At 66.0% G+C, this 17,210-nt stretch carries 16 protein-coding genes; 8 read left to right on the forward strand and 8 right to left on the reverse strand.

The genetic code is table 11. The features are described 5' to 3' along the window. Window positions 1–26 precede the first annotated feature (26 nt). Window positions 27–1,292: an MFS transporter gene (locus tag IGS61_RS13565; protein WP_230540066.1), complete on the forward strand. Its 1,266-nt coding sequence runs from the start codon at window positions 27–29 to the stop codon at window positions 1,290–1,292. Here IGS61_RS13565 and IGS61_RS13570 read toward each other — a convergent pair. Next, window positions 1,289–1,948 carry a helix-turn-helix transcriptional regulator gene (locus tag IGS61_RS13570; RefSeq protein WP_230540067.1) on the reverse strand — a complete coding sequence of 220 codons (660 nt, stop codon included), beginning with the start codon at window positions 1,946–1,948 and terminating at the stop codon, window positions 1,289–1,291. The genes IGS61_RS13565 and IGS61_RS13570 overlap by 4 nt on opposite strands. A 125-nt stretch (window positions 1,949–2,073) precedes the next feature. Between IGS61_RS13570 and IGS61_RS13575 the strand changes: the two genes are divergently transcribed. From IGS61_RS13575 to IGS61_RS13595, 5 genes are read left to right on the forward strand one after another with little or no spacing between them, the layout of a single operon-like run. Continuing rightward, window positions 2,074–2,556: a DUF2165 family protein gene (locus IGS61_RS13575; RefSeq protein WP_230540068.1), complete on the forward strand. Its 483-nt coding sequence runs from the start codon at window positions 2,074–2,076 to the stop codon at window positions 2,554–2,556. Between the two features lie 56 nt (window positions 2,557–2,612). Then, window positions 2,613–3,725: an efflux RND transporter periplasmic adaptor subunit gene (locus IGS61_RS13580; RefSeq protein WP_230540069.1), complete on the forward strand. Its 1,113-nt coding sequence runs from the start codon at window positions 2,613–2,615 to the stop codon at window positions 3,723–3,725. Between the two features lie 12 nt (window positions 3,726–3,737). Continuing rightward, the gene (locus IGS61_RS13585) at window positions 3,738–6,836 is read left to right on the forward strand and encodes a MexW/MexI family multidrug efflux RND transporter permease subunit (RefSeq protein ID WP_230540070.1); all 3,099 of its coding nucleotides are present in this window, start codon (window positions 3,738–3,740) and stop codon (window positions 6,834–6,836) included. Beyond that, window positions 6,833–8,221, forward strand: coding sequence for an efflux transporter outer membrane subunit (locus IGS61_RS13590; protein ID WP_230540071.1), 1,389 nt, complete (start codon window positions 6,833–6,835; stop codon window positions 8,219–8,221). The genes IGS61_RS13585 and IGS61_RS13590 overlap by 4 nt, the downstream gene beginning before the upstream one ends. 25 nt (window positions 8,222–8,246) lie before the next feature. Beyond that, window positions 8,247–8,822, forward strand: a complete 576-nt coding sequence (locus IGS61_RS13595) for a DUF1349 domain-containing protein (RefSeq protein ID WP_230540072.1) — start codon at window positions 8,247–8,249, stop codon at window positions 8,820–8,822. A gap of 22 nt (window positions 8,823–8,844) precedes the next feature. Here the strand turns inward: IGS61_RS13595 and IGS61_RS13600 are convergent, their stop codons facing one another. The 3 genes from IGS61_RS13600 to IGS61_RS13610 form a co-directional block, all read right to left on the reverse strand. Next, window positions 8,845–9,261, reverse strand: a complete 417-nt coding sequence (locus tag IGS61_RS13600; protein WP_230540073.1) for a hypothetical protein — start codon at window positions 9,259–9,261, stop codon at window positions 8,845–8,847. 79 nt (window positions 9,262–9,340) lie between these two features. Further along, window positions 9,341–9,748: a DUF4440 domain-containing protein gene (locus tag IGS61_RS13605; RefSeq protein ID WP_230540074.1), complete on the reverse strand. Its 408-nt coding sequence runs from the start codon at window positions 9,746–9,748 to the stop codon at window positions 9,341–9,343. After that, entirely contained in the window at window positions 9,745–11,166 is a 1,422-nt protein-coding gene (locus IGS61_RS13610; RefSeq protein WP_230540075.1) for an MFS transporter, read from the reverse strand. The genes IGS61_RS13605 and IGS61_RS13610 overlap by 4 nt, the downstream gene beginning before the upstream one ends. Window positions 11,167–11,292: 126 nt before the next feature. Between IGS61_RS13610 and IGS61_RS13615 the strand changes: the two genes are divergently transcribed. Both IGS61_RS13615 and IGS61_RS13620 read left to right on the forward strand, forming a co-directional pair. Next, the gene (locus IGS61_RS13615) at window positions 11,293–12,195 is read left to right on the forward strand and encodes a LysR family transcriptional regulator (RefSeq protein ID WP_230540076.1); all 903 of its coding nucleotides are present in this window, start codon (window positions 11,293–11,295) and stop codon (window positions 12,193–12,195) included. 115 nt (window positions 12,196–12,310) lie between these two features. After that, a complete protein-coding gene (locus IGS61_RS13620; RefSeq protein ID WP_230540077.1) occupies window positions 12,311–13,141 on the forward strand; it encodes a hypothetical protein in 831 nt (276 codons plus the stop codon). Between the two features lie 24 nt (window positions 13,142–13,165). Here IGS61_RS13620 and IGS61_RS13625 read toward each other — a convergent pair whose 3' ends face one another. From IGS61_RS13625 to IGS61_RS13640, 4 genes are all read right to left on the reverse strand, one after another. Further along, window positions 13,166–14,221: a bifunctional nicotinamide-nucleotide adenylyltransferase/Nudix hydroxylase gene (locus tag IGS61_RS13625; protein WP_230540078.1), complete on the reverse strand. Its 1,056-nt coding sequence runs from the start codon at window positions 14,219–14,221 to the stop codon at window positions 13,166–13,168. Further along, the gene (locus tag IGS61_RS13630; RefSeq protein ID WP_230540079.1) at window positions 14,218–15,933 is read right to left on the reverse strand and encodes an NAD+ synthase; all 1,716 of its coding nucleotides are present in this window, start codon (window positions 15,931–15,933) and stop codon (window positions 14,218–14,220) included. Before IGS61_RS13630 ends, IGS61_RS13625 begins: the two co-directional genes overlap by 4 nt. A 109-nt stretch (window positions 15,934–16,042) precedes the next feature. Further along, the gene (locus IGS61_RS13635) at window positions 16,043–16,555 is read right to left on the reverse strand and encodes a ClbS/DfsB family four-helix bundle protein (RefSeq protein ID WP_230540080.1); all 513 of its coding nucleotides are present in this window, start codon (window positions 16,553–16,555) and stop codon (window positions 16,043–16,045) included. Further along, window positions 16,555–17,199, reverse strand: coding sequence for an ArsR/SmtB family transcription factor (locus tag IGS61_RS13640; RefSeq protein WP_230540081.1), 645 nt, complete (start codon window positions 17,197–17,199; stop codon window positions 16,555–16,557). Before IGS61_RS13640 ends, IGS61_RS13635 begins: the two co-directional genes overlap by 1 nt. Window positions 17,200–17,210 lie beyond the last annotated feature (11 nt).

Genomic DNA, 17,210 nt, shown 5'->3' on the forward strand with positions numbered 1-17,210 from the left:
GGGTCAACCACTATCCTCTCCCTGCCATGACTACCAGCTGCCAAGCCATTCCTGTTCCTGTCCCCGTCACCGCGCCCGCGCTGGGCGACGCCCACCGCTGGAAAGTGCTGGCCGTCGGCGTGGCGGCCAACGCCAGTTTTTCCGCCGCCGCCAACGGCATGCCCACGACGGCCATCTGGCTGCGCAGCGGCTATCACCTGAGCAATACTGAACTGGGGGTGGCGCTGGGCGCCATGGGCCTGGGCGTGGCCCTGACCGAATTGCCATGGGGCATGGCCACCGACCGCTGGGGCGACCGGCCCGTGCTGCTGACGGGCTTGCTGGGCACCATGCTGGCGCTGCTGGTCCTGCTGCTGTGGATGACGCCCGCTGGCGGGTCCGTGCCGCCGTTATGGGCGCTGGCGGCCGGGCTGGCGGCAGTCGGCGTGCTGGGCGGCAGCGTGAACGGCGCCAGCGGCCGCGCCGTGATGCGCTGGTTCGGCGCGGGCGAACGGGGTTTCGCCATGAGCATCCGCCAGACGGCCGTGCCGCTGGGCGGCGGCCTCGGCGCCCTGATTTTGCCCAGCCTGGCATCGCGCTACGGCTTTGTCCCCGTGTTTGGCGCCCTGGCCCTCGTATGCGGCCTGTCGGCGTTTTTGACGTGGCGCTGGATGCATGATCCCGACTTCTCTGCCGAGGCCGCCACGGGGCCGCAGAACGCGTCCACGAGCCTGTTTGAGGTCAAGCCGCCACCGCCGTTGCAGAATCGCAAGGTCTGGCGCATGGTAGCGGCCATCGGCTTGCTGTGCGTGCCGCAGTTTGCCGTACTCAGCTATGCCACCGTCTTCCTGCACGACCATGGCCGCCTGGGCCTGGCGGCCATCACGGCCGTGATGGTGGCCCTGCAAATGGGCGCCATGGTGATGCGCATCTGGAGCGGACGCCACACGGACCGCCACGCGAACCGGCCGAGCTACCTGCGCGGCTCGGCCCTGGTGGCGCTGGCGTCATTCATTTTGCTGGGATGCATCGCCTGGCTGCCGGCGCCGGGCTGGCTGCTGATGGCCGCCGTGGTGCTCGCCGGCATCGCCGTGTCCGCCTGGCATGGCGTGGCCTACACGGAACTGGCGACCCGCGCCGGCGCCGCCAATGCGGGCACGGCCCTGGGCATGGCGAACACGGCCGTCTACGTGGGGCTGTTCCTCACGCCGGTCACCCTGCCGCACGTGCTGGCGGCCAGCAGCTGGCCCGTCGTGTGGTGGCTGGCGGGGCTGGTGGCGCTGCTGACCTGGCCGCTGTTTCCGAAGGATTAGGACAGCACCGTGATCCGATAGACGCAGCGCATCGCATTGGCCAGCACGTGCTGCTCGCGCACGATGCTGGCGTTCGGTCCCACCACTTCCTGGAACAGCTGCAGTTCGGAGCGGCAAAAGCCCTGGCAGGTGCGCGCGGCCGCGCAGATGGGGCAATGGTCTTCGATCAGCAGCCAGTCGTCGCCGTCCGCTTCCACGCGCGCCATATAGCCCTCTTCATCGCGCACGGCGGCCAGCTGCCGCAAGCGCGTGGGCAAGTCCGGCGCCGAGCATGCGAGCGCATACGCGCTGCGGCTTTCCTCTTCGCGCTGCGTGATCAATTTGTCCAGTCCCGCTTCGCCGAACAGCTGGCGCACAGAGCCGATCAGCTTGATCGTCAGCTGCGCATGCGTATCGGGAAAGCGCGCATTGCCAGCTTCCGTCAAGACCCAGTTCTGGCGCGGCCGTCCCGCGCCCGCCTGCGCTTCCTGGCGCCCCTCGATCAGGCCCGCCGCCACCAGCTTTTGCACTTGCTGGCGCGCCGCCTCGCCCGTCATGTCCAGGGTCTTGGCCAGGGTCGCCGTGGAGACGGGTCCCTTGGTCTTGATGAAATACAGGATGCGCTCCGTCGTTTGCGGCGCCTCGCTATTATCCAAACGTTTACTTGTGTAATTCATTTCGCTCAACTATCATGGGGCCAGTTAACCAACTAATTGCTTGCATAATAGGCCGGTAGCTCCCCGCTGTCGAGGAGTTTCCACGTCCGCATGCTGGCAAGGTACTCTTTTGACAGGATTTTCCCATGCAACTGTCTCACTCGATCTGGCTGTTTCACGCCATCCTCGCCACCGGCCTGGCCGCCTGGCTGACCCTGGCCGCCATCAACAACCTGCACGCCTTCCACGGCTCCGTCTGGGCCATCGGCAACACCATGCGCATGGACCCGCTGCGCCAGGACCCCACCATCCAGACGCCGCTGCTGCGCCGCGCCCTCACTTCCCTGCTGCTGCACCGCCTGGCCTTGTTCACGGTGCTGGCGCTGCAACTGCTGGCCGCCATCGCCGCCTGGACGGGCGTGGCGCTGTTTTTCGGCGGTGGCCTGGCCGCCGGCTTGCCCTGGCTGAACCTGGCCTTGTGCGCCATGGCCGCCTTTTTGCTGCTGATGCACCTGGGCGGCCTGTGGTTCGGCTACTGGATCGCGCAGGAAGGCTTGCAGACGACGCACCTGGTGCTGCTGCTGTGGACCATCGGCCTGTTTGTACTCTTCAACGCGCAGCGGACCTGACCAGCCTCCGCTGCGCCTCTTCTTTTTTCCCTTTTACTGCTGTAAAGGACTTCATCATGAACACGAAAATCGTCGGCGCCTCCGCGCTGGCCATCGCCCTGGCCGTCGCGGGCGCCGCGCTGTATCCGCGCGCTGCATCACAAGCCGCTACGCATGCGGCCGATGCCGCCGCCTACCCCGCCACCAAGGTGGCGCTGGTCCCCGTCGTGCTGGGCACGCAGGAACGCTTTTTTGCCGGCGTGGGCGAACTGGAAGCGGCGCGCCAGGTACAAGTAGCCGCCGAAACGGGCGGCCGGATCACGCAGATCCGCTTCGAATCGGGTCAGCAGGTGGCAGCTGGCGCCGTGCTGGTACAGCTCAATGACGCCCAAGAACAGGCAATGCTGCTGCGCCAGCGCGCGCAGCTGAAAAACGCGGAAAGCAGCCATGCCCGCACGGTGCAGATGGTCAAGGACAAGGCGGCCACGCAGGAACAGCTCGACACTGCCCTGGCCGCGCGCGACGCAGCGCTGGGCGACGTGCGCCAGACGGAAGCGCTGATCGCGCAAAAGACCATCCGCGCGCCGTTCGCGGGGCAGCTGGGCATCCGCAAGGTACACGCGGGCCAGTACCTGAACGCGGCCGATACGGTGGCCAGCCTGATCGACACGAAATCCTTGCTGGTGAACTTCGCCCTCGATGAACAGAGCAGCGCCAAGCTGGCGCCGGGCCAGGCCGTGCAAGTGCTGGTGGACGCGTATCCGGGCGACGTTTTTACAGCGAAGATCAATGCCATCGACCCGCTGATCGCCCGCTCGCGCATGGTGCAGGTGCAGGCGGCGCTGACCAATCCGCGCGGCGCCCTGAAAGCGGGCATGTACGCGAACGTGCGGGTAGCCCGCGAGGCCGGGCAGCAGCTGACGGTGCCGGAAACGGCCGTGACTTACAGCGCGTATGGCGACACGGTGTTTGTGGCGCAGCAGGAAGGCAAGCAGCCGCTCACCGTCAAGCGCGTGGGCGTGAAACTGGGCGAGCGGGCCGGGGGCCGCGTGGCCATTATCGACGGCTTGCGCGAAGGCCAGCGCGTGGTCGCCTCGGGCCAGCTGAAACTGGCCGACGGCATGGCCGTGCAAGCCGTGGCCAATACCCTGGACGAGGCCAAGCGCGCCGCGCCCAAGGCCGGTTCCTAAGGAGCGCACACGATGAAATTTACCGATTTATTCGTGCGCCGCCCCGTGCTGGCGCTGGTGATCAGCACCTTGATTCTGATGCTGGGCGTGATTGCCATCCTGCAGCTGCCGATCCGCCAGTATCCGATGCTCGAATCATCGACCATCACCGTGAAAACCACGTATCCGGGCGCCTCGGCGGAACTGATGCAGGGGTTTGTCACGCAGCCGATCGCGCAAGCCGTGTCGTCGGTGGAAGGCATCGATTACCTGACCTCGTCGTCGGTGCAGGGCAGCAGCACGGTCACCGTGCGCATGGAGCTGAACCGCGATTCCACGCAAGCGTTGACGGAAGTCATGGCCAAGGTCAACCAGGTGCGCTATAAATTGCCTGAAGGCGCTTTTGACCCCGTAATCGAGCGTTCGGCCGGCGATTCCTCGGCCGTCGCTTACGTCGGCTTTGCCAGCGAGAGCGTCTCGGCGCCCGCGCTGACCGATTATCTGGCGCGCGTGGTGCAGCCGATGTTCGCCACCATCGACGGCGTGGCCAAGGTCGACGTGTACGGCGGCCAGCAGCTGGCCATGCGCCTGTGGATCGACCCGGCGAAACTGGCGGCGCGCGGCCTGACGGCGGCCGACGTGGCCGACGCCGTGCGGCGCAACAACTACCAGGCGGCGCCCGGCAAGGTGAAGGGGCAGTTCGTCGTCTCCAACATCAGCGTCAACACGGACCTGACCAGCGTGGAGCAATTTCGCGACATGGTCATCACCAAGGGCGGCGATGCAAAGGACGGCGCCGCCCTCGTGCGCCTGAAGGACGTGGGCACGGTGGAACTGGGCGCGGCCGCCACGGAAACGAGCGGCATCATGGATGGCGTGCCGGCCGTGTACCTTGGCCTGTCGCCCACGCCGGGCGGCAACCCGCTGGTGATCGTCGACGGCATCAAGAAACTGCTGCCCGAGATCCAGAAAACCCTGCCGCCGGGCGTGAAAGTCGAGCTGGCGTTCGAGACGGCGCGCTTCATCCAGTCGTCCATCGACGAAGTGGCGCACACCCTGCTCGAAGCGCTGCTCATCGTCGTCATCGTCATCTACCTGTGCATGGGTTCCCTGCGCTCCGTGCTGATTCCCGTCGTGACGATACCGCTGTCGATGCTGGGCGCGGCGGCGCTGATGCTGGCCTTCGGCTTCAGCATCAATCTGCTCACCTTGCTGGCGATGGTGCTGGCCGTGGGACTGGTGGTCGATGACGCCATCGTCGTGGTGGAAAACGTGCACCGGCATATCGAGGAAGGCAAGACGCCCGTGGCGGCCGCCCTGGTCGGTGCGCGCGAAGTGGCCGGCCCCGTGATCGCCATGACGATCACGCTGGCGGCCGTGTATGCGCCGATCGGCATGATGGGGGGCCTCACGGGCGCGCTGTTCAAGGAATTCGCGCTGACCCTGGCCGGCGCCGTGGTGGTGTCGGGCGTGGTGGCGCTGACCTTGTCGCCCGTGATGAGCTCATTGCTGCTGCAGCCGAAACAATCGGAAGGGCGCATGGCGCGCGCCGCCGAGCATTTCTTCGAAGGTTTGACCAGCCGCTATGCGCGCCTGCTGGACCGCTCCTTGCACCACCGCTGGCTGAGCGCCGGTTTCGCCGCGCTGGTGATGGTCAGTTTGCCCTTTTTGTACCTGCTGCCGCAGCGCGAACTGGCGCCGGCGGAAGACCAGGCCAGCGTCTTGACGGCGATCAAGGCGCCGCAGCACGCCAACCTCGATTACGTCGAACGTTTTTCCTACAAGCTCGATGACATCTACAAGAACATCCCCGAAACGGATTCGCGCTGGATCATCAACGGCGGCGAAGGTCCGGCGTCGAGCATCGGCGGCATCAACCTCACGCCGTGGGCCGAACGCGCGCGCAACGCGGCCGTCATCCAGGCCGAACTCCAGCACGCCGTGGGCGACGTGGAAGGCACCAGCATCTTCGCCTTCCAGCTGGCGCCCTTGCCGGGGTCGAGCGGCGGCTTGCCCGTGCAGATGGTCTTGCGCAGCGCGCAGGATTACGCCACCCTGTTCCGCACCATGGAAGACGTCAAGCAGCGCGCGCGCGACAGCGGCCTGTTTGCCGTCGTCGACAGCGACCTCGATTACAACAACCCCGTGGTCAAAGTGCGCGTGGACCGCTCGAAAGCCAACAGCCTGGGCATCCGCATGCAGGACATCGGCGAATCGCTGGCCGTGCTGGTGGGCGAGAATTATCTGAACCGCTTCGGCATGGATGGCCGCGCGTATGACGTCATCGCGCAAAGCCCGCGCGAACAGAGATTGACGGCGCAAGCCCTGACGCAGCAGTACGTGCGCGCCGACGATGGCAGCCTGCTGCCGCTGTCCGCCGTCGTCTCGGTGACGGAACAGATCGAGCCGAACATGCTGACGCAGTTCAACCAGCAAAACGCGGCCACCTTCCAGGGCGTGCCGGCGCCGGGCGTGACCCTGGGCGACGCCGTGGCCTTCCTCGACGGCGTGGCCAAGACCCTGCCGCCCGGCTTCAGCTACGACTGGCAATCAGACGCGCGCCAGTTCGCCACGGAGGGCAATGCCCTGCTGCTGGCCTTCCTGGCGGCCGTCGTCGTCATCTACCTGGTGCTGGCGGCCCAATACGAAAGCCTGACGGACCCTTTGATCATCCTGATCACGGTACCGCTGTCGATTTGCGGCGCGCTGATTCCGCTGGCGCTCGGCTACGCCACCGTCAACATCTACACGCAGATCGGCCTGGTGACCCTGATCGGCTTGATCAGCAAGCACGGCATCTTGATGGTGGAATTTGCCAACGAATTGCAGGTGCATGAACGGCTCGACCGCATCACGGCCATCCGCAAGGCGGCGCAGATCCGCTTGCGCCCGATCCTGATGACGACGGCCGCCATGGTGGTGGGCCTGGTGCCGCTGCTGTTCGCTTCCGGCGCGGGCGCCAACAGCCGCTTCGGCCTCGGCGTGGTGATCGTCTCGGGCATGTTGATCGGCACCTTCTTTACCCTGTTCGTGCTGCCCACCGTGTACACCTTTCTGGCCCGCCGCCACACGGCCGACCATGCCACGCCGCGCGCCCGCGACCTGTCGCAGGCGCTGAAGGAATCCCCATGAAAAATTACCGCTATCTTATTGCCCTTTTCCCCGTGCTGGCCGGTTGCGCCGTCAGCCCCGCCTACGTCACGCCGGGCACGCCCGCCATCGCCCTGGCCAGCCCCCAGCAGGCGCAGTTTGCGCCAGCTCAAACGGCGGCCAAGGATGCCGCCTGGTGGACGTTTTTCGACGATGCGCGGCTGTCGCAGCTGATCGCCAGCGCCCTCGAACACAACCTTGATATCGCGCAAGCGCAAGCGAATCTGCTGGCCGCGCGCGCCATCTTCGACGAGCGCCGCCTCGATGAACTGCCCACCGTCACGGGCCAGGCTGGGTGGCAGCGCACGGTGCAGCAAGACACTCCCGGCAGCCGCGCCGCCAGCACGAATACGCGCGTGGGATTCGACGCGCAATGGGAGATCGACCTGTTCGGCCGCCTGGCGCATATTTCCCGCTCGGCGCAGGCGCGCGCCGATGCCGCGCAGGCGGATTTGCGGCAGGTGCAGCTGACGATCGCCGCCGAAGTGGCGCGCAATTACTACGAGGCGCTGGGCTACCAGCAAAACCTGGCGCTGACGCAGGCGCAGATACAAAGCTGGCGCGATACGGTGGCATTGACCGACGCGCGCATCCGCGCCGGCAGCGGCTTGCCGGAAGAACGCCACAACGCGCTGGCCAACCTGGCGCGCAGCGAGGCAGCCTTGCCGCCCCTGCAGGCGGGGTTACGGCAGGCGCAGTACCGGCTCGATGTGCTGAGCGGGCAAGCGCCTGGCGCCATCGCGCTGGCGACCACGCCGCGGCAACAGGCGCCGCTGGCGGGCCAGCTGCCCCTCGGTGACGTGAACCGGCTGATCAAGCAGCGGCCCGACGTGGTGCGCGCCGAGCGCCTGCTGGCCGCCTCCAGCGAAGACGTGGGTGCCGCCACGGCCGACCTGTATCCGCGCCTGAGCCTGGGCGGCTTTTTAGGCTTCTTCGCCCTGCGCGGCAGCGGCGTGTTCGACGGCGGCGCGCGCGCCTTTGAGGTTGCTCCCTCCGTCAGCTATCCGGCCTTCCGCCTGGGCAGCGTCAAGGCCCGCTTGCGCGGCACCCAGGCCGAAGCTCAGGGCGCGCTGGCGCGCTATGCACAGACGCTGTTAGTCGCGCAGGAAGACGTGGAAAATGCCGTCACGCAGCTGGCGGAAAACCAGACGCGATTGGCCTCCCTGCTGGAATCGGCGCGCCATGGCAACGCGGCTCTGGGCATCGCCACGACGCGCTACCAGGGCGGTGCCGGCAGCTATCAGGCCGTGCTGGAAAACCAGCGCGCCTTGTTCGATATCCGGCGCGAAGCGCTGCAGGCGGAAACGGCGTCCTACATCGATGCGATCGCCCTGTACAAGGCGCTGGGATGGGGGCACACTATGTGATCTTTTTAGCTCGGAAAGGCACGCGATGTTCACGCAAGGCAGCTGGCTCAATCCACCGGAAAACTGGTCCGCCGACGGCGCGCAATTGCGCGTGACGACGGATGCGAACACGGACTTCTGGCGCAAGACCTCGTATGGTTTTATCCGCGACAGCGGCCACTTTTTCGGCACGGAAATCGCCGGCGATTTTACGGCGCAGCTGCACGTGGCGGCGCAGTACTCTGCGCTGTATGACCAGGCCGGCATGATGGTGCGCATCGACGAGCAGAACTGGATCAAATGCGGCGTCGAATTTTCCGACGGCCAGCTGTTATTGAGCTCCGTATTGACGCAGGACAAATCCGACTGGGCCGTCAGCATCGCCCCGGCCATGCCCGATGGTTTCTGGCTGCGCGTCACGGTGGAAAAGGGCGTGATCCGGGTGCAGTATTCGACCGATGGCCGGCGCTGGCCGCTGCTGCGCCTGGCGCCGTTTCCCGAGGCCGGCAGCTACCGCGTCGGACCCATGTGCTGCACGCCGGAACGGGGTGGGCTCGAGGTCGCGTTTTCGCATTTTACGCTGGGCCCGGCGCTGCGCAAGGACCTGCACGACCTCACTTGAGCGCCGGCGTGCGCATGGCGGGTCAGACAACGGCATCGAGCCACTGATTGTCGACGCACCATTGCCGCACATCAGCGATCAGTTGCGCTGAAACAGGCTGGAGTCCCGGGAGTTTTTTCTCGTATTTCTGGATGCTTGCCACAAAAAAAGTGAAAAAGGCGGCGCCGATCAATTTGCGTTGTGCCGGCGTGTTTTTTTTCACCGGCACGAAGTCTTCCTCATCCATGGCGATATCGAGGCCGAACATTTTATCGCTGGCGTAGTAACGGCAAAAGGTTTTTCTCTGCAAGTCTTTCGGCAGGCAGCGCAGGCAGACAAACAATTCCCAGTCCAGATCAGGATATTTTTCTTCCATCACGGGACCAAGCTGCCGCAGTTCATGACCAATGTCAAAGACTTTGCTCCAGCTTGGCGAGTCCGATGTCGTGTCTATGCGCATGTTTGTTTTCTCCGGGTGCAAGCACCGCATGATACGCGCATCGTCGTTCAGGCAGCGCACCCGCCACCACACGGTAAGATCAATCCGCCCGCGCCACCCACGTCTCGTGCAAATGGCGCCACAGCAGGGCGCCGCTGGCCATTTTTTCATACACGACGGTCGACAGGCGCTCCGTGTTTTCCGCGCCGGGCATGGCTTGGAACTCGCGGTAAGACACAGTGGCGCCGGCCGCGCTTTCCTGTATCAGAACGAGATCCGAAATGTGCATCTGCAAGCCCGGACGGCTGCCGCCGGCGGCGCGGAAAAACGCCGCCAATCCGGCGCCATCGAGCTGCTTGCCGCCCGGCGACACCATCGTGTAACCGGGCGAAAAACGCGCCAGCAAACCGGCGCAATGTTCGGGTGCCGTGGCTTCGCCGGCGAGCCACTCGCGGATCAGCACATGCGTGGATAAGACGTCGTCAAAATAAGGATTTGTAGCGTTCATTTTTTGCTTGCTCCATGGTGATGTAAAAGGTCAAGAACGGCGCGGTTGTCGATGCGCAGGCACAGCGCCAGCGGCAGCACGCACGAGACGGCGGCCAGGGCAAAACACCAGTGAAACACCTGCGCCGCGCGCGCATGCTGGGCGGGGTCGTCCAGCGTCGAAATTCCCTGCGCCGCCAGCAAGCCGTTGAGCAGTACGCTCAGCAGCGCCACGCCCAGGCAAAAGCCCAGCTGGCGGTTGATATTCCACACGGCGCTGGCCTGGCTCAGCTGCCCGTCCGGCGTGCGCAAAAACGCCGTGCTTTGCGCCGTGCTGCTGCACAAGCCGCCGCCAAAACCCATCACGGCATACGCGCCGGCCAGCCAGAATAACTGGCCCGCCGAGTCCACCCGCAGCAGCATCAGCATGCCCGCCGCCTGCAGCAGCGCGCCAGCGATGAACAGCGGCTGCGGCCCCACGCGGCGATAGCTTTTGCCCGTGAGCGAAATGGCGCCAAACGAGGCCAGCGCCCACGGCAGCATCAAGGCACCCGCCGTCGATGCCGGCATGCCCAGCACGCCCTGCAAATACAGCATGGCCAGCAGGCTCACCCCCATGAAGACACCGGGCACCAGCAGATACATCAGCATGGCAACGCGCAGCAGCGGCTCGGCGGCCAGGCGCAGGTTGAGCAGCGGCGTGGACTTGCGCAGCGCGCCGCGCACGTAGATCCACGCGCAGGCGGCGCCCAGCGCCAGCACGCCGGCGCCGGCCAGCAACTCGCCCGGCGTACCCAGCATGGTCAAGCCCAGCAACAGCAGCAAAATCGCCGTGCTGCCCGCCAGCAGGCCGCCTGTGTCGAGACGGGGAACGGCCGCGCGCGGTGCGTCGGGACGCAGCCAGCAGGCGGCCAGCAGCAGCGCCAGCGCCGCGAACGGCACGTTCAGGTAAAAAATCCAGCGCCACGACAGGCTGTCGACGATCACGCCGCCCAGCGCGGGCGACAGGGCCGGCGCCAGCAAGCCCACCAGCATGATGACGGAGGACAGGCCAGGACGCTCGGCAGGCTGATACAGCTGGTAGGTCATGCTTTGCCCCAGCGGGATCAGCAAGCCGCCACCGAGGCCCTGCACGCAGCGCCAGGCGATCAGCGCCTCGATCGACGGCGCCAGGCCGGCGCCGATGCTCGCGCATAAAAAAGTTAGCAACGATGCCATGAACACGGTTTTGCTGCCATAATAGGCAGCCAGCCAGGCGCTGGCGGGGATGACGATGGTCAAGCCGAGGATGTAGGCGGTGCTGATCCAGGCCAGCTGCGCCACCGAGGCGTGCAGGGCATGGCCGATGTCGGGGTAGGCGACGCTGGTGATGAACATGTTGATCAGGTCGACGAAAAAACCCAGCAGATAGATGGCCGCCACCTTTTTGCGATAGTCCATGGTGCTCCGAATGGCAAACGGCCAGCTTAAGCTTTCATCGCCATTTGCGTAACGGGCCAGCCCCGATTACACTGTCAAATAAAATTTGACAAACCTCCGACACCCGCATGTTTACTTACTCTTATCATGATCAGTCTTGACCGCCTGGGTATTTTCATCGCCATCGTCGACGCCGGTTCGCTGACGGCGGCCGCCGCCGTGCTGGGCCAGAGCAAGGCCGTCGTCAGTTTTAATTTGAAACAGCTGGAGGCGGAGCTGGGCGTGTCGCTGCTCACGCGCAGCACGCGCAGTCTGGCGCTGACGGACGTGGGGCGGCGCTTTTACGAGGATTGCCAGCGCGTGCTCAGCGAAGCCCACGGCGCCATCGAGACGGCGCGCCAGGGCCAGCAAGGCTTGCGCGGCACCCTGCGCCTGACCACCACCGTCGAATACGGCAGCCGCACGGTGATTCCCGCGCTGATCGCCTTCGCCGCCGCCCACCCGCAGCTGCAGATCCAGCATTCGTCGTCGTCTTCGCACGAAGACCTGATCTCGGGCCGCTACGACCTGGCCATCCGCATGGGTTCCCTCAACGATTCGAGCTACCGCGCCGCGCTGATCGAGCCGTATGCCATCTGGCCCGTCGCCTCGCCCGCCTACCTGGCCAGCCTGCCCGGCAGGGACATCGCCACCTTGGACGACTTGCAGCGCGCGCGCTGGCTGGCGCACAGCCGCCTGGCCTCGCCGCTGCGCTGGGACGTGCACACGCCCGACGGCCCGGCCGCCTTTGCCGCGCAGGACGACGCCGCCATCCATTCCGACTCCGCCTCGGCCCTGCTGGGCTTTGCGCTGGGCGGCTGCGGCGTGGCCCTGCTGCCGCAGTGGCTGGTGGAAGGGGAGGTGCGGGCGGGACGTTTGCGCCGTCTGCTGCCCGGCGTCGTCTTCCCGGAGCAGGGCGTGTATGCCGTGTATCCGAACACCCAGCATATTGCGGAAAAGGTGCGCGCCTTTATCGACTTTTTGCGCGCGTTCGTGGGCACGCCGGACTGAGGTTTCACTTCGTCAATACTTGATAGGCACAACGATTTCCAAGGGGCAAACGGGCGCCCTTTTCGGTGTGCCCGGCCTACACTGAAAGGACGTTGTTCATCGAATGGAGACCATCATGGCACATACATTGGCAGCAGTTTTCGCCGTGCGCGACATGGCCGAGCGCGCCCGGCACGACCTGATCACGGCGGGCTTCCCCGGCGCCAGCATCCGCCTGCACGATGCGGGCAGCGACGACTTTTCCGCCACGGAAAATATCCGCCGCGACGACAGCGACAGCCTGCTCGACAGCATCAAGCATTTCTTTACGGACCTGTTCGGCAGCCATGCCGACCGCCACATCTACGCGGAAGCCGTGCGGCGCGGGCACGTCGTGCTGACGCTGGAGGGAGCGAGCGACGCCGATCTCCAGCGCGCCACCGACCTCGTCGAGCGCTACGCGCCGCTCGACATCGATGCGCACGCCGAGCACTGGCGCGCTGGCGGCTGGCAGGGCGCGCCGCAAGACGACAGCGCGCGGCGCCAGGGCGCCAGCATGCAGTCCGGCGCGCCATCACAGCAGGGCACGCCCAGCGGCAACCTGAACGAAGCGGCGGCCGTATCGCAGCAATTTGCGGGCGGCATGGCCCCGCCGCCTTCCGGCATGGGCGCCAACGTGCGCCGCTATCCAGGCGCGGAGAACCTGCCCGGCACCAGCTACGACGACGAGCAGTACTACCGCAGCCACTGGAGCACCACGTATGTCGCCACCGGCGCGCGCTTCGAGGACTACGATCCCGCCTACCGCTATGGCCATTCGATGGCCAACAGCGACAGCTACCGGGGCCGCCCATGGGACGAGGTGGAAGCGGACCTGCGTTCCACGTGGGAGCACACGTATCCCCAGTCGGCGTGGGACAACTTCAAGGCGGCCATCAAGCATGGCTGGGAACGCGTGACGTCCTGACGCGCGCCGATAAGATTGCTGCCCTCAGCGCCCCTCGTGCGTGAGCTTGAGGAAGTGGTTCAGGATGTGGAAGTGGTCTTCGAAGAATTGCTCTTCCATGGCCGGCAGCGAGGCCACGGGCACCCATTGCGCCAGGGCCGCATCGTCGGCCGCCGTCACGGCCGGCAGCTGGCGCGTCTTCAGGTCGAAATAATGCGCGTGCGTGATGGTGCGCCCGCGCTGGCTGCGGTCCGGATGGTCGAACACGGCCACGCCCACCAGCGCCTCGACGAGGGTGGGCGCCAGCACGCCCAGCTGGGTCTCTTCCGCCAGCTCGCGCAGGGCGCCCTGCAGCAGGCGTTCGCGCGGCTCCAGGAAGCCGCCCGGCAAGGCCCACAGGCCCTTGCCCGGATAGCCGCCACGGCGCACCAGCAGCACGTGGCCGCCCGTCTGCACCAGCGCGTCCACGGTCGTGAAGATGGGCGGATACGGCGCCGTGCGCCAGCGCGCCTTGTAGGCTTCGATGGCGCGGTATTCCTGCACCAGCGGCGCGTACCACGGCAGCAAGGTCCACGCTTTGACATACTGCCCGATGGCCGCCGGCAGCAGCTGCGCCACGGCGCTCAGCGACACGTCGACGTCTTCCGCCTCGAACAGCACGTTGCGGATGGCCGTCGCGCCTATCGGTGCGCCGGGATCGATCTCCAGATTCAATAGCTGCCAATGCGGGAAGTGGTGCAGGTAATAGCTGGTGGCGTCCTTGAAGCAGGCCACCAGGGTGACGCGCTGCGCCGCGGGCACGGCGCCCGCCACGGCGCGCCGCACGGCGTCGGCCCACAGGCCATCGTCGTAGTAATCGCGCACGGCCACGTAATGCACGCGCGCGCGCTGCGCCTCGGGTAACGTCGCGGCGATCATGGCGGCCCGCTCCTGCCACGTAAACGGGTTTTTCGGGCTGCGCGCATGGAAGGCGGATCCGAGCACCACCACCACCTGGGCGGCGGTGGCCAGCGCCGTCTGCAGCAAGCCCGCATGGCCGTTATGAAAAGGCTGGAAGCGGCCGATCAGGATGGCCGCGTCGGCGGAATAGGATAAGGTCATGCGTCGTCTCCGGTGGGGTAGTGGGCGGCGATCGGCAATTGACGCCCGCTGCCAAAGGCGCGCGAACGCACGCGGATGATGGGCGCCGCCTGGCGCCGTTTGTACTCGCTGCGGGCGACCATGCCGAGGATGCGCGTCACGAGAACCCGCCCCTCGTCCGTCTCGCGCAGCTGGTCGACCAGGGTCAGCGCCTGCGCGCTTTCGGCCGCCGGCAAACGCCGTCCCTCGATATGCCACTTTAAAATTTCATCGAGCACCGGGTATGGCGGCAAGCTGTCCGTATCGCGCTGGCCGGGCGCCAGTTCCGCCGACGGGGGTTTCTCGAGCACGGCGACGGGGATCAGTTCGCGCCCGGCGCTGGCGTTGAGGTGGCGCGACAGGGCGAAGACCTCCGTTTTATACAGGTCGCCGATCAAGCCCAGGCCCCCGTTCGTGTCGCCGTACAGGGTGCAGTAGCCCACCGAGATTTCGCTCTTGTTGCCGGTGGTGAGCAGCAGGGCGCCGAACGCATTCGAGTACTCCATCAGGATCGTGCCACGCACGCGCGCCTGCAGGTTTTCCAGCGGCAGCCCCTGCAGCTTGCCGTCGAAGGCCAGGGCATAGCCGGCTTCGTACTGCGCCACGATGTCGCGGATGGGATGCGTGGTCAGGGCGATGCCGAGGTTGGCGCACAGGGCGACGGAATCGGTGACGGAGCCGGCGCTGGAAAATACGGACGGCATGGTGATCGCCACCACATTGTCGGCGCCGAGCGCCTCGACGGCCAGGGCCAGGGTCAGCGCCGAATCGATGCCGCCCGAGCAGCCGACGACGACTTTGCTAAAACGGCAGCGGCGCGCGTAGTCGCGCAAGCCGAGCACGATCTGGCGCCGCGCAAACTCCACGGCGGGGATGCCGTCCGGGTCCGGCACGGGGAAGGGCTGGCCATCGGATTGCGCGAAACGCCCATCGGCAAAACGCAGCAATTGGAAATCCTCGACGAAGCGGGCCGCCTCGAATTGCAGGCCGTCGCCGGGCGAGATGGCGAACGAGGCGCCGTCGAACACCAGCTGGTCCTGGCCGCCCACCTGGTTGACGAAGAGCAGGGGCAGATTCACGCGCTGGCAGGCGGCGCCAAACACGGCGTGGCGCTGCGCGCGCTTGCCGATGTCGGACGGGCTGGCGTTGATGCTGACGACCAGGTCGGGACGCGCCGCGTGCAGGGCCTCAAACGGATTGACGGCGTAGGCGCGGCCATCGTCGTTCCAGCCATCCTCGCAAATCATGAAGCCCACCTTGCAGCCGGCGATAGTCAAGGTGCAGGCGCCGGGCGGACCGGGCTCGAAATGGCGGCCCTCGTCGAAGATGCCGTAGGTCGGCAGCAGCTGCTTGTAGTATTCGGCGACGATATGCCCGTCGCGGATGGCCAGCAAGGCGTTGTACAGGGGCTTGCCGACGCCGGGATTCGGGCGCGCCGTGCCGATGACGGTGACGAGTTCCGGCCAGCGCGTCGATGCTTCCAGCAGCTGATTCAGTGCCTGCTGCAGGCCGCGCAGGAAGGCGGCATCCTCGAACAGGTCGCCCGGGTAATACGCGCACAGCGACAGTTCCGGGCACACGAGCAGGTCGGCGCCATCGCTGCCGGCGCGGACCATGCGCGCGGTGATGGCGGCGACATTGGCGTCGAAGTCGCCCACGGTGGGATTCATCTGGGCGAGGGCGATGGTCAGCATGGCGATCCTTCAATTGGTTACGCATAATTGTGGCACTTGAGACCACTATCCTGCCTGAAAAATTTTCAGAGCGTACTGATGCAATCGTGCAAGCCTGCCGATCCTGCCGCTACAAAGTTTTGAGCCAGGCCCGCAAGCGGGTGCGCGCATTCGCATACGGCGACGACGTATTGAACTGGATCATGCGCCCCATCGTGTAATGCGTGTACCAGGGCTGGCCATACAATTGCGCGTCGTCATGGCTTTCGATCAGCGCCAGCAGCCGGTTCTTCGCCTGTGCCAGGCGCTGCAGCAAGTCGTCCATGCTGAGGTCAGCATAGTCGGCATGGAAGCGCTGCGCCAGTTTTCCCAGAGCGTTCCACGTGAAACCTTCGGCGGGAAAGGCGATATCCTCGATGCGTTTGCCCTCGCGCAGCTGCGCATGCCAGTGCAAAACCAGCTCATTCCAGCCCACCAGGTAGGCGAGCAAATCGCACACGCTCATGCGCGTGCCTTTCACTTGTCCCTCCAGCACGGGATCGCGCGCCAAGGCCGGCGGCACGCGCGCCAGCTCCTGCGCCAGTTTCGCGTACGTGGTGGTAATCGCCTCGACCAGTTCCTGCTTGCTGTTCGGGATCGCCATCACGCCGCCTTCACGACAGGCAAGCCGGCCGCCTGCCAGTCGTCGTAACCGCTGCCCAGACGGCGCGCAGGCAAGCCGTGCAGACGCAGGGCGGCCACGGCCTGCACGGACAGCACGCAGTACGGGCCGCGGCAATAGGCGGCGATCTCCGCGTTCGCGGGCAATTCGCCCAGGCGGCGCTGCAAGTCATCAAACGGAATATTGATCGCCCCGGGCAAGTGGCCGGCGGCAAATTCCTGCGCGGGCCGCACGTCGAGCACGGTGATGCTCGCTTCCTGCATGCGTTCCAGCAACTCATCGCCCGTGATGGCTTCCACGTGGTCGCCCCGGCCCAGCGCCTGCAATTCGCTGCGCTGGTGCTGTGCATACAGCTCCAGCGCATCGAGCAACTGCATCACAGGGCCGCTGCCCAGGCGGTACAGCACGCGCTTGCCGTCGCGCCGCGCCTGCACGAAACCGGCGCGCCGCAGCTGCTGCAGATGCTGCGAGGTATTCGCCACGGACAGGCCCGTCAACTCCACCAGCTGCTCCACCGCATATTCGCCGTGCGCGATCTGTTCGAGCAGGCGCAAGCGCGGCGCGCTGCCTAAAATATGGGCAAATCCGGCGGAACCGGCAAGCAATTCGATATCGGCATTTTTCATTGACACGATGC

Origin of the sequence: Janthinobacterium sp. FW305-129 (assembly GCF_020858115.1) — a bacterium.
In the GTDB taxonomy this organism is placed as follows: Bacteria; Pseudomonadota; Gammaproteobacteria; order Burkholderiales; family Burkholderiaceae_D; genus Janthinobacterium.

Bases quoted from the DNA above. Each gene is read 5' to 3' on its own strand.
- IGS61_RS13565 (WP_230540066.1), top strand. From the start codon at position 27: ATGACTACCAGCTGCCAAGCCATTCCTGTTCCTGTCCCCGTCACCGCG.
- IGS61_RS13570 (WP_230540067.1), bottom strand. From the start codon at position 1,948: ATGAATTACACAAGTAAACGTTTGGATAATAGCGAGGCGCCGCAAACG.
- IGS61_RS13575 (WP_230540068.1), top strand. From the start codon at position 2,074: ATGCAACTGTCTCACTCGATCTGGCTGTTTCACGCCATCCTCGCCACC.
- IGS61_RS13580 (WP_230540069.1), top strand. From the start codon at position 2,613: ATGAACACGAAAATCGTCGGCGCCTCCGCGCTGGCCATCGCCCTGGCC.
- IGS61_RS13585 (WP_230540070.1), top strand. From the start codon at position 3,738: ATGAAATTTACCGATTTATTCGTGCGCCGCCCCGTGCTGGCGCTGGTG.
- IGS61_RS13590 (WP_230540071.1), top strand. From the start codon at position 6,833: ATGAAAAATTACCGCTATCTTATTGCCCTTTTCCCCGTGCTGGCCGGT.
- IGS61_RS13595 (WP_230540072.1), top strand. From the start codon at position 8,247: ATGTTCACGCAAGGCAGCTGGCTCAATCCACCGGAAAACTGGTCCGCC.
- IGS61_RS13600 (WP_230540073.1), bottom strand. From the start codon at position 9,261: ATGCGCATAGACACGACATCGGACTCGCCAAGCTGGAGCAAAGTCTTT.
- IGS61_RS13605 (WP_230540074.1), bottom strand. From the start codon at position 9,748: ATGAACGCTACAAATCCTTATTTTGACGACGTCTTATCCACGCATGTG.
- IGS61_RS13610 (WP_230540075.1), bottom strand. From the start codon at position 11,166: ATGGACTATCGCAAAAAGGTGGCGGCCATCTATCTGCTGGGTTTTTTC.
- IGS61_RS13615 (WP_230540076.1), top strand. From the start codon at position 11,293: ATGATCAGTCTTGACCGCCTGGGTATTTTCATCGCCATCGTCGACGCC.
- IGS61_RS13620 (WP_230540077.1), top strand. From the start codon at position 12,311: ATGGCACATACATTGGCAGCAGTTTTCGCCGTGCGCGACATGGCCGAG.
- IGS61_RS13625 (WP_230540078.1), bottom strand. From the start codon at position 14,221: ATGACCTTATCCTATTCCGCCGACGCGGCCATCCTGATCGGCCGCTTC.
- IGS61_RS13630 (WP_230540079.1), bottom strand. From the start codon at position 15,933: ATGCTGACCATCGCCCTCGCCCAGATGAATCCCACCGTGGGCGACTTC.
- IGS61_RS13635 (WP_230540080.1), bottom strand. From the start codon at position 16,555: ATGGCGATCCCGAACAGCAAGCAGGAACTGGTCGAGGCGATTACCACC.
- IGS61_RS13640 (WP_230540081.1), bottom strand. From the start codon at position 17,199: ATGAAAAATGCCGATATCGAATTGCTTGCCGGTTCCGCCGGATTTGCC.